We start from the raw sequence: 13425 nt of genomic DNA on the forward strand, positions 1-13425 counted from the left end.
TCCGATGGATCTGGTCACGACGGCTACAGCGCACTCATCACGTGCTTGACGCGGGTGTAGTCCTCGAGGCCGTACAGCGAGAGGTCCTTGCCGTAGCCGGACCGCTTGAACCCGCCGTGCGGCATCTCGGCCACGAGCGGAATGTGCGTGTTGATCCACACGCAACCGAAGTCGAGTTTCGCCGAGAACTTCATGGCTCGCTGGTGGTCCTTGGTCCACACCGAAGAGGCGAGGCCGTAGGGAACCCCGTTGGCGTGCTTGAGCGCCTCGTCGTCCTCAGTGAACCGCTGGACCGTGATGACCGGGCCGAAGACCTCGTTCTGGATGATCTCGTCGTCCTGCTGGAGTCCGGAAACCACGGTGGCCTCGTAGAAGTAGCCCTCGTCGCCGGAGCGCCGTCCTCCACAGTGGACAGTCGCGTGCTCCGGCAGCCGGTCGACGAAACCGGCGACCTTTTCCAGCTGCGCGGCATTGTTGAGCGGGCCGAACGCGACGTCCTCGCCCGTGCCGGTCTTGTTCGCCTCGGCCTGGCGGGCGAGCGCGTTGACGAACGTGTCGTGCACGTCGTCGTGCACCAGCACGCGAGTCGCGGCCGTGCAGTCCTGGCCCGCGTTGAAATACCCGGCCGCCGCAATGGCTTCGGCGGCCGCTTCGAGGTCGGCGTCCGGGAACACGATCACCGGGGCCTTGCCGCCCAGTTCGAGGTGCACGCGCTTGACGTCGTGCGCCGCCGAACCGGCGACCTCGATGCCCGCTCGCACCGAACCGGTGATCGACACCATCGCCGGAATGTCGTGCTCCACCAACGCCCGTCCGGTGTCGCGGTCGCCGCAGATCACGTTGAACACGCCCGCGGGCAGGTGCTCGCCGCAGATCTCGGCGAGCAGCAGCGTCGAGGCAGGGGTGGTGTCGGACGGCTTGAGCACGATGGTGTTGCCCGCGGCGAGCGCGGGCGCGATCTTCCAGATCGCCATCATCAGCGGGTAGTTCCAGGGCGTCACCTGCGCGCAGACGCCGACCGGCTCGCGGCGGATGAACGACGTGTGGCCTTCCATGTACTCGCCGGCCGAACGGCCTTCGAGCACGCGCGCGGCGCCGGCGAAGAAGCGCACCTGGTCGATGACCGCGGGCAGCTCCTCCTCCATGGTCAGCGCGAACGGCTTGCCGGTGTCCTGCGCTTCGACCCGGATGATCTCCTCGCCGCGCGCCTCGAGCGCGTCGGCGATCTTCAGCAGTGCGAGCTGCCGCTGCGCCGGGGTGGTCTCGCGCCAGCTTTCGAACGCTTCCGCGGCGACCTTCAGCGCGCGGTCCACGTCCTCGGCGCCGGCCACCGGCGCGGTGCAGTACGCACGGCCGGTAACCGGGTCGACGATTTCCGCGACCTTTCCGGACAGCGAGTCGACGTAGGTCCCGCCGACGTAGTGCTTCAACTCCTGCACGCGTGCGCCTCCTGACTCTCCGTGGCAGGATGAAACATATAACTCCATATTTCAAATGACAAGGCCCTGGGGCAGGATTGGCTCCAACGGATGCCGAGACGGGTGGACCAACGATGCGCAAGGAGATGTCGAACAGCGCACGACTGGCGATGTTCGCCCCGCTGGAACAGGTGGGGCGCGCGGAGGCGGTCGCGGCGCGGCTGTTCGACGCCATCACGCTCGGTCTCCTCGACGACGCCGAGCAGTTGCCGAGCGAGGCCGAACTCGCCGCGCAGTTCCGCGTCTCCACGGTCACCGTGCGCGAGGCGCTCGCGGTGCTGCGGCAGCAGGGTCTCGTCGAAACGCGGCGCGGACGCGGCGGCGGCAGCTTCGTGCGCACCCCGGACTGGCCCGCGCAGAGTTCGTGGGCCGAACGCCTGCGATTGGTCTCAATGGCTGAACTTCGCGACTTCGGCGACCACTACCTCGCCGTCGCGGGCTCGGCGGCGAAACTCGCCGCGGAACGCAGCACTCCCGAAGATCTCGAACGGCTGCGGCTCACCGCGGAAGACCTCCTCGGCGCGAGCGGCCCCGACGCGACCCGCGCGGAACGGCACTTCCACCTCGAAGTCGCCGCCGCCGCACAGTCCCCTCGGCTCACCAACCAGGAAGTTCAGCTGCAGAGCGAACACGGCGTATTGCTCTGGGCGCCCCTCGGCGACAAGGAAACCTGCCGCGGGTCTTACGCTGAGCACCAGGCGATCGTCTCGGCGATCGCCTCGGCCGACGGCGATCGGGCGCGCGCCTTGACCGAAGAGCACCTTCTCGGCGCGCTTGATCGGCTCGCAGATCTGCACCTGACCCTCGAAACGCCGTAAGCTCCGATGACCCGCATCACGAGGTGAGCATCGTGCCCGACACCCGCACGCTGACCGGCGAAGAGGTAGTGACCCAGGTTTCCTCCCTCGTCGAGGAGATTTTCGCGCGCCTGAAACCGGTTCTGGCCGCCGCCGAGACGCTGCTCGCCGAATCCGGCGAGCTGTCCGCCGATGCGCTGCACACGATCCGGCCGCAGGTCATCGAGGCGCTCGGCGGACTCGTGGTCGGCGCGGGCTTCGTGAGCGCGCCGAATGTCCTTGCCGATCAAGAACTCGGCTTCGAATGGTGGACCTCCTGCCGCGCCGACGACGGGGCTCCGGAACAGCTGTTCATCAGCCTCGACCCGGAGAGCCCCAATTTTCTCGACTACACGCGGCAATCCTGGTTCACCGTCCCGCGCGACAGCGGGCGGCGGCATGTCAATGGGCCGTACGTGGACTATCTCTGCACCGACGAGTACACGCTCACCTTCACCATTCCCGTCACGCGCGGTGAGGAATTCGCCGGAGTCGTTGGTGCGGACGTGTATGTGCGGGAGTTCGAGCGCACGGTGAGTCGCCGGCTGCGCGCGCTCGGCCGGACCGCCGCGTTGCTCAACGCGCAGGGCCGGGTGATCGTGTCGAACAGCGTGCGGAAGGCGACCGGGTCGCTGGTGCGCGAGATCGACGTGCCTGCCTGGTGGGCATCCGGCGCGGAACCGTATACCGCGCCGGGCGGGATGACGTTGCGGCGGTGCGGGGATTCCCCGATCACCCTGCTGGTCACGACCTGATCTGCAGCGCGAACCACAGTTCCGCGCGGACGCCCGGCGCGTCGAGGTCCCGGCCCAGCAGCCCGGCGGCTTTGGTGACCCGGTTGCGCAAGGTGTGCCGGTGCACGCCGAGCTTCGTCGCGGCGAGGTCCCAGTGGCCATGGTGCTCGAGCCAGCAGCGCAGCGAGAGTTCCAGGTCGCCGCGGCCGGTCCGGTCGAACTCCCGTACCGGTGCGAGCAGCTGGTCGGAAAACGCTTGCGCGGCTTGCTGATCGATCAAGCCGAGCAATCCGGCCCCGGCGTGGTCGGCGTAGCGCAGCAGCGGCACGCGCTGGGTACGCGCTGCCTCGGCCGCTTCTTCCGCCTGCCTCAACGCGGTTGGGAAATCTCCTGTGGACAGTCCACTGTGGAAATCTCCGGTCTCCCCGACGATCGCGGTCACCTCGTCGTTCTCCGCCAGCACGATCAGCTTGTCTCCGCGATGCGCGGCAAACACCTGCCCGGCAAGGGTTTCCAGCCGTTCGTACAGCGTGTTCCGGGCCGCCTTGCTCCCCTTTACCGCCAGCACCGTCCATGGTTCTGCCGGAAGATCCGGTACGACCTCGCGGGCGAGCTCGTCGTGTCCGGCGGCAAGTAGCTCCAGCACGCCGCTGTGCAGCTGGGACAGCGAAAGCCGCTGTGCGCGATCTTGTTCCAACGCAAGGGAAAGCAGTGAGACAGCCGTGTTGACGATGTGCTGTCCGGTGCTGTTCAACGGTTCCGCAGTACCGACCGCCAGCGCACCCCGCGTATGCAGAGTCTGGATGACGACCTCGTCTTCGCCATGAGACACCACGCGCGTGCCCGCGCGAAGACTGGTGACGTCCAGTTCGACGCTGCGCGCTTTGGCCGACGACGCCTCGCGCACGCGTCCGGCGGAGTCGTACAGCACGACCCAGCCGTCGATGAGCCGCGCGAGCCGACGCACCACTCCCCCGGCACCGCTGCGCCCGACCGCGGTACGGGTCAGTTCCTGCTGGGCGCGGCCGATCCGCACTGTCGCGGCGTATTCGTCAGCCGCAACCGATCGGGAGACCGCGCGCGTGATCGCGATGAACGGTGTCTTCCGCGGCACCTCCAGTACCGGCAGCCCGACTTCGTCGGCGACTGCCACCAACGCGTCCGGTACCTTCGCGTGGCTCAGCCCGACGCCGAAGCCGAGCCCGGCGACGTCCGCGTCGACCAGCCGCCGGATGTAGGGCGCGTACGTCGCGCTGTAGAGCGTCAGACCGGTCGTGAGCAGCAGTTCGCCGCCTTCGAGGAAGACCTGCGGGTCGGTCAGTTCGGTGGGGTGCACCCAGCCGATCGGGCGGTCCAGCCCCGCCTCGCCCGCGACCACGCGCAGGCCGAGCGCGGGTTCGGCGGCCAGTGCCCGCAGGGTGAGTGCCATAACGGCCAATTGTAGACGTCAAGTTGGACAGAACGGCCAGCTGACGGCGAGCGGCGCAGGCCCCATTCTGAGGGCGACCCACCCGAAGCTCGTGAACGCCGGTCCTCCCCGGCACGCACGACCGCGACGTAGGAGCGCCGTGACCATCAGCACCGCCGCCGAGCCGCAGGCTCCGGCACCCCGGCAGCGCAGGCTGCAGACCGAGATCCCCGGGCCCGTCTCCCGCGCGCTGCAGGAGCGCCGCGCGAACGCGGTCGCCGCCGGGGTCGCGTCGACGCTGCCCGCCTACATCACCTCCGCCAGCGGCGGCCTGCTCACCGACGCCGACGGCAACGTGCTGATCGACTTCGGTTCCGGGATCGCGGTGACGAGCGTCGGGCATTCCGCGCCCGAGGTGGTCGACCGGGTGCGCGAGCAGGCGGCGCTGTTCACCCACACCTGTTTCATGGTGACCCCGTACGAGGGTTACGTGGAGGTGTGCGAGGCGCTGGCCCAGCTGACGCCGGGCGACCACGCGAAGAAGTCGGTGCTGTTCAACTCCGGCGCGGAAGCGGTCGAGAACGCGGTGAAGATCGCCCGCACCGCCACCAGACGCCAGGCCGTCGTGGTGTTCGACCACGCCTACCACGGCCGCACCAACCTGACCATGGGCATGACCGCGAAATCGGTGCCCTACAAGCACGGTTTCGGGCCGTTCGCGCCCGAGGTGTACCGCGTGCCGGGCTCGTACCCGTACCGCGACGGGCTCGCCGGCCCGGAGGCCGCGCGGCAGGCGATCGACCGGATCGAGAAGCAGATCGGCGGCGACCAGGTCGCGGCCGTCGTGCTCGAACCGATCCAGGGCGAGGGCGGGTTCATCGAGCCGGCACCCGGTTTCCTGCCCGCGATTTCGTCGTGGTGCAAAGCGAACGGCGTCGTGTTCGTCGCCGACGAGGTGCAGACCGGTTTCTGCCGCACCGGCAACTGGTTCGCCTCGGAGCACGAGGACGTCGTCCCGGACCTGGTCTGCACGGCCAAGGGCATCGCGGGCGGCCTGCCGCTCGCCGCGGTGACCGGGCGCGCGGACCTGCTCGACGCGGTCGGCCCGGGCGGGCTCGGCGGCACCTACGGCGGCAACCCGATCGCGTGCGCCGCGGCGCTGGGCGCGATCGAGACCATGCGAGGTGAAGGCCTGACCGGTTCCGCGAAGCGCATCGAGGAACTGGTGCTGCCGCGGCTTCGGGCGCTGGCCGAGGAAACCGGCGTGATCGGCGACGTTCGCGGACGCGGCGCGATGCTGGCGGCCGAGTTCGTCAAGCCGGGCACGAACGAGCCCGACGCCGACCTCACCAAGCGCATCGCCGCCGCCTGCCACGCCCAAGGCGTCGTGGTGCTGACCTGCGGCACGTACGGCAACGTCGTCCGGCTGCTTCCCCCGCTGTCCCTGTCCAACGAGTTGCTCGACGAAGGCCTCGCCGTTCTCGAGTACGCGATCGCCACGGAGGCCCGCAAGTGACTTTCCCGTTCTGGGTGGCCGGAAAGCCGGTAACCAGCAGCGAAACGACCGTCGTCCGGCATTCGTTCGACGGCTCCGAAGCCGGTTCGCACTACGTGCCCGGACCGTCCGAAGTGGAGACCGCGGTGCAGGCCGCGGCGGACGTCGCCGACGAGTACGCGACGCTGCCCGCGCACGTCCGCGCGGGCGCGCTCGACCACATCTCGCGGCGGCTTTCCGAGCGGACGGAGGAGATCGCGCAGCTGATCACCGCCGAATCGGGCAAGCCGCTGAAGTGGTCGCGCGGCGAGGTCGGCCGTGCGGTGTCGACGTTCCGCTGGGCGTCCGAGGAGGCCCGCCGGTTCTCCGGCGACCTGCAGCGCCTCGACACCGACCCGGGCGGCACCGGACGGCTCGCGCTCGTCCGGCGCGTGCCGCGCGGTCCGGTGCTGGGCATCACGCCGTTCAACTTCCCGCTGAACCTGGTGGCGCACAAGGTCGCCCCGGCGATCGCGGTCGGCGCGCCGATCGTGCTCAAGCCGGCCCCGGCGACGCCGCTGACCGCGCTCCTGCTCGGCGAAATCCTTGCCGAGACCGCTCTTCCGGCGGGCAGCTGGTCGATCCTGCCGCTGGGCAACGAGGCGACCGCCGAACTGGTCAAGGACCCGCGGCTGCCGGTCGTGTCGTTCACCGGTTCGGTGCCGGTGGGCTGGGCGATCCGCGACAGCGTGCCGCGCAAGCACGTCGCGCTGGAACTCGGCGGCAACGGCGCGGTGCTGGTCTGTCCGGATTGGACTGATCTGGACTTCGCCGCGCAGAGGATCGCGACGTTCGCCATGTACCAGGCGGGACAGTCGTGCATTTCGGTGCAGCGCGTGTACGCGCACACCGACGTCTACGACGAGCTGCAGAAGAAGGTGCTGGAGCAGGTCGCCGCGCTGCGCACCGGAAACCCGCGCGAGGACGGCGTCGACGTGGGCCCGCTGGTCAACGAAGCCGCCGCGTCGCGAGTCGAAACCTGGGTCACCGACGCGGTTGTCGCCGGTGCCAAGCTGCTTGCCGGCGGCGGCCGTTCGGGCGCGACGGTGGAGCCGACTGTGCTCTCCGAGGTTCCCGAGGACGTTTCGGTGATGGCGGACGAGGTGTTCGGCCCGGTGGTCTCGCTGGTCCGGGTGTCCTCTGTGGACGACGGCGTCGAGCGGATCAACGCGTCCCGCTTCGGTTTGCAGACCGGCGTGTTCACCCGCGACCTGCCGACCGCGTTCGACGTGTCGGCGCGGCTCAAGGTCGGCGGCGTACTGGTCGGCGACGTGCCGAGCTTCCGCGCCGACCAGATGCCTTACGGCGGCGTGAAGGACTCCGGTGTCGGCCGGGAAGGCCCGGCGGCGGCGATGGCGGACTTCACCGAGGAGCGCGTGACTGTCCTTACCGGACTGACTCTCTGAGCGCCGCGTAGGCGTCCACGAGAGACGGTCCGTACCACGTGAGGTAGCGCCCGGAGATCAGTACCGGGCGCATCTCCGGGAAGAAGCCGGGGCCGTCGTCCTGGGTGAACTCGTACGGCTCGTCGGGCAGTACGACCAGGTCGGCCCCGGTCTTCTGGAGTTCTTCCAGCGCGGGCCGGGGATAGCGCTCGGAGTGTCCTGAGTAGACGTTCTCGACCCCGACCCGGCGCAGCACGTCGCCGGCGAAGGTGTCGCGGCCCAGCACGATCCACGGCTTGCGCCACACCGGGATCACCGCGCGGTGCCGCACCGGTGCTACTTCGCGCCACAGCTCGTCCGCAGTGTCGAGCCATTCCGGTTCGTCGATGCCGTACACCTGGCCGAAAATCCGGCGCAACGATCCCAGTGCGGCGGGCACGGACTCCGCCGCGGCCATGACGAACACCGGGATCCCGTTGGCACGCAGGGTTTCCACGTCCTCCGGCCGGTTCTCCTCGGAGTTCGCCAGCACCAGATCCGGTTCGAGCGCCAGCACCCGGTCGAGTTTCGGGTACTTCGACCCGCCGACCCGTTCCACGTCCAGATCCGCCGGATGCGTGCAGTAGTCCGTCGCCCCGACCAGCCGTCCCGGCGCGCTCACCTCGACCGCTTCGGTCAGCGACGGCACCAGCGACACCACGCGCCGCGGCGAGCCCTCGATCGGCACCGGCTCGCCGAGATCATCGACCAGTTCCGCGTTCCTCATACCCGTTCGAACGACACCTTCCGCTGCTCGACGTCCACTTCGGTCAGCCGCACCGCGATCCGCTCGCCCTCCGGGAACTTCTCGCCGGAGCACTTCGCCATCACCGGCGGGTTCTCGACCAGGATCTCCGCGCGCGTCTCGTCCGCGCGTAGCACCACCGCGGTGAACTCGTGACCGACATGCTCTGCGAGTACCCACGCTTCGACCTGATCTATGCACGCGCGCTCGACCCGCGCCGCAAGACTGTCCGAAGCGGACATGTACGCCGGTACCTCGGACAACGCCTCGCGCACCCAGTCCGGCACCTCGCGTCCGGCTGTCACCGCCAGGCACACCTCGGTGCCGAACCGGTCGACCAGCCGTCGAATCGGTGCCGTGACGTGCGCGTATGCCCCGCCGATCCCCGCGTGCGTCGTAACCGCGGGCAATTCCCCGGCGAAAGCTGTGTACCCCGCGCCGCGCAACAGCCGCGTGGTGTCCGCGTACAAGGCCATCGACGCGGGCTGCCCGGGGTCCAAAGTGGACAGAAACTCGGACACCGTCAGCTCGACCGGCCAAGCCAGCCCGACCGCCGTCGCCGACCGGCGCAGCCATTCCACCGCGTCCGGCTCCGGGGACGGCAGCGTCCGCAGCACCCCGATCCCGGCGTCGATCATGATCCGCGCCGCGGCCATCCCGGTCAGCAACGAGATTTCGGCATTCCACGCGTCGACGACCGTCCGCGGGCGGCGCGCGAGAATCCAGCCGCCGTCGACGTCGCCGCTGATTTCCTGCTCCGGCAACTGCAACTCGACCGCCCCGCGCCGCACCGCGAGACTCCGCCGCAACCGGCCGAGCTCCGGCAGCGCCGCCACCGAGGGATGCGGCCGTCCCGCGTCCAGCGAGGCTTGCACGCCTTCGTAGTCCAGTTGCTCGGTCGACCGCACCAGCGCCCGCCGAACCCGGGTCGCGACGATTTCCCCGGCCTCGTCGACGTCGATCGTCCACAGCACCGCCGGCCGCACCTCGCCCGGCAGCAGGCTGGCCGCGCCCTCGGACAGCACCGGCGGGTGCAGCGGGACGTTGCCGTCCGGGAGATACAGCGTCTGGCCGCGCCGCCGCGCCTCGTGATCGAGCGCCCCGCCCGGCGGGACGAACGCCGCCAGGTCCGCGATCGCGTACTGCACCCGGAAGCCGCTGCCGCGCCGCTCGATCACCATCGCCTGGTCGAGGTCCTTGGACCCGGGCGGATCGATCGTGACGAACGGCAGGTCGCTGGCGTCCTCGCGGCCGCCCGCCGACGCGAGCGGATCGAGCACCGCCGTTTCGGCCTCCGCGAGCACCGCGGGCCCGAACGACTCCGGCAGCGCGAACTCCGTCCGGAGACGACCGAAGTCCCCTCCCGACGCTGGTGTCCTCAGCACGAGTGGCGGCACGGTCCAACACTATCCCGCCGAACCGCCGGTGATCGCCCGTTCGGGCGCGGGCCGGTCGGGTGTAGCCTGCCTGGCATTGATAATCGTCTTCATTTTCAGAAGGGGCCGGATCGGTGAAGATCGCGTTCGTCGGCAAGGGCGGCAGCGGGAAAACCACGCTCTCGTCGCTGTTCGTCTCTTATGTGGCCGCTGCGGGCAAACCGGTGCTGGCGATCGACGCCGACATCAACCAGCACCTGGCGGTCGCCCTCGGCGCGACCGAGGAACAGGCGCTCGCGTGGCCGACGCTCGGCGACAACATGCCGCTGATCAAGGAGTACCTGCGCGGCGACAACCCGCGGATCCCGTCGGCCGACGCGATGATCAAAACCACCCCGCCCGGCCGCGGCTCGCGACTCGTGCGGCCGTTCGAGGACAACCCGATCTTCGACGCCTGCTTCCGCCCGCTCGGCGGCGTCCGGCTGGGCGTCACCGGCCAGTTCGACGAGGACGACCTCGGCGTGGCCTGCTACCACTCGAAGGTCGGCGCGGCCGAACTGCTGCTGAACCACCTGGTCGACGGCACGGACGAGTACGTCGTGATGGACATGACCGCGGGTGCCGACGCGTTCGCCTCGGGTCTGTTCACGCGCTTCGACGTGACGTTCCTGGTGTGCGAACCGACCCTGCGCAGCGTTGGTGTTTACCGTCAGTACGCGGATCACGCGCGGGACTTCGGGGTTCACCTGGTCGCGATCGGGAACAAGGTCACCGACGGCGACGACGTGGACTTCCTGACCGAGCAGCTGGGTTCGGCGTTGCTGGGCTGGATGACGACGTCCGGCCACGTCCGGGCCGCCGAACGCGGCACGACCCGGCCGATCGGCGAACTGGAACCGCGCAACCTGGCGACGCTGGCCGCGATGCAGGACCTCGTGGACACGACACCGCGCGACTGGGCGCGGTACCAGCGCCAGGGCGTGGAGTTCCACCTGCGGAACGCGCGGGCCTGGGGGAACGGACGCGCGGGAACGGATCTGACGGAGCAGGTGGATCCGGAATTCGTACTGGATCCGGCCTTGGTGATGGGGTAACCGCACACCTCGCCGAATCCGCCACCGGGGCCGGAGCCGCGCCGCCATAATGCCGCGCATGGACTGGAAACCCTGGCTGTCCCGGTGGAGCGCGGAGTGGATCCAGAGCTCCGAGCCCGCCGATCTCGACCCGCAGGTGCTGCGCGATCGATGGCTCGGCTTCGCCCCGGCGAGCGAGGAGGCGGTCGCGGCGGCAGAGGCACGATTGGGTCTGCCGCTGCCGCCGTCCTACCGGGATTTCCTGCTGACGACAGACGGCTGGCGCGACGCCGGATCGTTCGTCTGGCGCATGCGGGACACCGCCACGCTCGGCTGGCTGCGGGACATCGAGCCGTACTGGGAGGGCTGGGAAGAACTCTCCGAGGAGGAACCGGCCGAGAGCAACAAGTTCAGCCGGGGACTGCTGATCTCGCTCGAGGCCGACGCCGGGATCCTGTTCCTCGACCCGGGCGACGTCGACGAGTCCGGCGAGTGGGCGGCGTACAGCTTGTTCTCCTGGATGGCTGAACCGCCCACCCGGTTCGCGTCGTTCACCGCGTTGATGGAGAGCCTGTACGCCGAGTTCCACCAGATGCGCCGTCCGGAAGGCGAAACTCGCGACTCGTGGGACGCCAAGGTCGAACAGGCCAGGCTCGACGCGCTCGCCGGCGATGCCGACGCTGCCTCGGCGGTTCTCGCTCAGGCCGAGGAATTCGGCCGCGACCGGGCCACGATCCTGCTCGTCCAGCTAGACCTGCTTCTCGGCCGGGAGTACCAGGCCAGCCAGTCGTTCAGCAGGCTGCTGCATCAGGCGCCAGAAGGCTTTTTCGCCGATCCGCTGTTCACCGAGGAATTCCTGCCGTGGCTGTTCGCCGAGCACGCTCGGACCGCGACGAACTACCGCCACTCGGTACTGCAGACGGCGATGATCGGCGAACGCCCGGAGATCCAGCTCGCCATCGGCGAAGGCCAAGCCCGGCTTCGGCGGGACGGCCCGAAGTTCGGCGAGCCAGCGTTCGATCAGCTGGTCAGGAAGGCCCTGGACGACCACGCAGGCGATGCGGACGCGTTGTGGCGGGCCGTGCGGGCGGCGATGGAGCACTGGCGGCCGCGGAACGCCGACCACATCGCCCCGGTCGCGCTGCTCGCCGACCCGGCGCTGGCCTCGACACTCACCCCCGAGCGCGGCCGCGCCCTGCTGGCCCGACCCCGAGGTGACCGATGAGACCCGTCCCGACCAGGGAAGACGTCGCGATGGAACACATCCTGCGATCCTGCGGCAGCCCGCACGACTTCCCCGACTTCGCCCTGGAAGCGACCGAAACCCAGACCGACGCGTCCGGCCGGACCATCTGCGTCAGGCGGGACGCCTGCCGAACCTGCGGGACCGTGTCGGTAAGCCAATGGCAAGGCCCCTTGCCCGAAGGCCCCGGCCAGATCGCGGTTGTCCGCAGATACGAACGGCCGGAGCCAGGAGACGTCCCCGGCCTCGCCGAGCGCACCCGGCAGGTGACCGACGCCCAGTTCATTGAATTCCTTGCCTCGAACGGCTTCCCCGAGGACTTCGCCCCGTACCGGCCCGCGACCACGCGCCTCGATTTTCACCTGCGCGTCCGGGCAGGGCAGTTCATGCTGCTAGACCGAGGCCGTTCGCTCGGCGACATCCTGCCGGTACCGCCGTCCGCCGAATCCGCGAACCTGATCGACGCGGTCCCCGGCGCGGCGCTCTTCTGGCCCCCGATCCACGACGGCGAGCTCCCGTTGACCGTGCTGCTCTGCCCCGCGGATCCAGGCCCCGACCAGTCCTATGCCCGGATCGCGGAGCTGAGCTGCCGCTTTCATTCCGGCCACGTCGTCCTGCGCGAACTGGCCGGACAGGAACGGGAGTTGCCACCGCTGCCCGCCGGACACGGCGATTACCGGATCCGCTTCCACACCACGGATTCCGGCTGCCTGCTGCAGTTGTGGGGGCAGCCGCGTACTAAACCGCTTTACCCTGCCTGACCGCCCAGTCAGTCGCCGTACCGGGCACGGTCGGCGGCGTCGGCTTGCCGCGCGCGTCATCCGCTTCCACACCGCGGACCCCGACTGACCAGCCCAGTCAGTCACCGTCCCAGGCACGGTCCGCGACGTCAGCTTGCCGGGTGCGTTAGCCGCTTCCACATCGCGGACTCCGGCTGACCGACCAGTCAGTCGCCGTCCCAAGAACGGTCCGCCGCGTCGGCTTGCCGGGTGCGTTCGCGGGCGATGTCGAGCGCGCGGCGGGCCGTGGCCTCGTCCGGGTACGGGCCGAGGAGGTCGACTCCGCGGCTGCGTTCCAGGTGCTCGACTTCGTGGGTGCGGGTGTTGTAGTACCAGCCCTGGTCCGGGTTCGGGTCGTCAGACATGGGTTCAGCCTGACACCTGCCCGCTCACTTGCGCCAGCGGAACGGAACCTCCGTGGGCTGCCCGGTGGGCCCGAAGTCGGCGGGACCGTCGTCCTCGTGGTCGGGATGCTCGTCGAACCACCCGCGAGGATCCCCGACCGGAATGCCGCGGGGCGGGGTCGCCGCGTCGTCCGCCGGGGAGGAAGCACCGTAATCCGGAACCGGCGGTACGGCCGATTCCTTGCCCGGAAACACCGGCAGCTCATCCCGATACGGCCGCACCGGCGGCGGCGTGGAGGTGCCGGTCTCCTGCCCAGGGAAGACAGGCAAGGGCCGCCCGTCCGGCCCGGTCTCAACCGCCCGACGGCGACCGCTGGGCTGCGGAAGCTGGAACGGAGCACCCGAGGCGGGAGGTGCTTGCGGCGGCTGGGCAGGCGGATTCGCAGGTGGT

General features: G+C 69.7%; 13 protein-coding genes. 7 read left to right on the forward strand and 6 right to left on the reverse strand.

The window, feature by feature from the left end; all coding sequences use genetic code 11:
* Nucleotides 1–23 precede the first annotated feature (23 nt).
* The gene (locus EIZ44_RS38020) at nt 24–1439 is read right to left on the reverse strand and encodes a gamma-aminobutyraldehyde dehydrogenase (RefSeq protein WP_037815736.1); all 1416 of its coding nucleotides are present in this window, start codon (nt 1437–1439) and stop codon (nt 24–26) included.
* Nucleotides 1440–1552: 113 nt separating this feature from the next.
* Here EIZ44_RS38020 and EIZ44_RS38025 point away from each other — a divergent pair, with 113 nt between their 5' ends.
* Entirely contained in the window at nt 1553–2296 is a 744-nt protein-coding gene (locus tag EIZ44_RS38025) for a FadR/GntR family transcriptional regulator (protein ID WP_037815737.1), read from the forward strand.
* Nucleotides 2297–2328: 32 nt separating this feature from the next.
* Nucleotides 2329–3069, forward strand: a complete 741-nt coding sequence (locus EIZ44_RS38030; RefSeq protein ID WP_037816366.1) for a cache domain-containing protein — start codon at nt 2329–2331, stop codon at nt 3067–3069.
* On the opposite strand, the gene EIZ44_RS38035 is transcribed toward EIZ44_RS38030, so the two are convergent.
* The gene (locus tag EIZ44_RS38035; RefSeq protein WP_134733914.1) at nt 3059–4477 is read right to left on the reverse strand and encodes a PucR family transcriptional regulator; all 1419 of its coding nucleotides are present in this window, start codon (nt 4475–4477) and stop codon (nt 3059–3061) included. The two genes, EIZ44_RS38030 and EIZ44_RS38035, sit on opposite strands and share 11 nt — an antisense overlap.
* 139 nt (nt 4478–4616) lie before the next feature.
* Between EIZ44_RS38035 and gabT the strand changes: the two genes are divergently transcribed.
* Both gabT and EIZ44_RS38045 read left to right on the forward strand, forming a co-directional pair.
* Nucleotides 4617–5972, forward strand: coding sequence for a 4-aminobutyrate--2-oxoglutarate transaminase (gabT, locus tag EIZ44_RS38040; RefSeq protein WP_134733915.1), 1356 nt, complete (start codon nt 4617–4619; stop codon nt 5970–5972).
* Nucleotides 5969–7396 (forward strand): aldehyde dehydrogenase family protein, encoded by a 1428-nt coding sequence (locus EIZ44_RS38045; protein ID WP_134733916.1) that lies wholly within the window; start codon nt 5969–5971, stop codon nt 7394–7396. The genes gabT and EIZ44_RS38045 overlap by 4 nt, the downstream gene beginning before the upstream one ends.
* On the opposite strand, the gene EIZ44_RS38050 is transcribed toward EIZ44_RS38045, so the two are convergent.
* Nucleotides 7377–8141, reverse strand: a complete 765-nt coding sequence (locus EIZ44_RS38050; protein ID WP_134733917.1) for a helical backbone metal receptor — start codon at nt 8139–8141, stop codon at nt 7377–7379. The genes EIZ44_RS38045 and EIZ44_RS38050 overlap by 20 nt on opposite strands.
* The gene (locus EIZ44_RS38055; RefSeq protein ID WP_439098635.1) at nt 8138–9556 is read right to left on the reverse strand and encodes an RNB domain-containing ribonuclease; all 1419 of its coding nucleotides are present in this window, start codon (nt 9554–9556) and stop codon (nt 8138–8140) included. The genes EIZ44_RS38050 and EIZ44_RS38055 overlap by 4 nt, the downstream gene beginning before the upstream one ends.
* Nucleotides 9557–9669: 113 nt before the next feature.
* On the opposite strand from EIZ44_RS38055, the gene EIZ44_RS38060 reads away from it, so the two are divergent.
* From EIZ44_RS38060 to EIZ44_RS38070, 3 genes are read left to right on the forward strand one after another with little or no spacing between them, the layout of a single operon-like run.
* Nucleotides 9670–10629 carry an ATP-binding protein gene (locus EIZ44_RS38060; RefSeq protein ID WP_134733918.1) on the forward strand — a complete coding sequence of 320 codons (960 nt, stop codon included), beginning with the start codon at nt 9670–9672 and terminating at the stop codon, nt 10627–10629.
* Nucleotides 10630–10687: 58 nt separating this feature from the next.
* Complete coding sequence (locus tag EIZ44_RS38065) at nt 10688–11833, forward strand: SMI1/KNR4 family protein (RefSeq protein WP_167754404.1); 1146 nt, start codon at nt 10688–10690, stop codon at nt 11831–11833.
* Nucleotides 11830–12612, forward strand: a complete 783-nt coding sequence (locus tag EIZ44_RS38070; protein ID WP_134733920.1) for a hypothetical protein — start codon at nt 11830–11832, stop codon at nt 12610–12612. Before EIZ44_RS38065 ends, EIZ44_RS38070 begins: the two co-directional genes overlap by 4 nt.
* Nucleotides 12613–12797: 185 nt before the next feature.
* Here EIZ44_RS38070 and EIZ44_RS38075 read toward each other — a convergent pair whose 3' ends face one another.
* Nucleotides 12798–12995: a hypothetical protein gene (locus EIZ44_RS38075; protein ID WP_037815747.1), complete on the reverse strand. Its 198-nt coding sequence runs from the start codon at nt 12993–12995 to the stop codon at nt 12798–12800.
* A gap of 24 nt (nt 12996–13019) precedes the next feature.
* Nucleotides 13020–13304: a hypothetical protein gene (locus tag EIZ44_RS44990; RefSeq protein ID WP_167754405.1), complete on the reverse strand. Its 285-nt coding sequence runs from the start codon at nt 13302–13304 to the stop codon at nt 13020–13022.
* Nucleotides 13305–13425: the final 121 nt, after the last annotated feature.

Origin of the sequence: Amycolatopsis nivea (assembly GCF_004522235.1) — a bacterium.
In the GTDB taxonomy this organism is placed as follows: domain Bacteria; phylum Actinomycetota; class Actinomycetes; order Mycobacteriales; family Pseudonocardiaceae; genus Amycolatopsis; species Amycolatopsis nivea.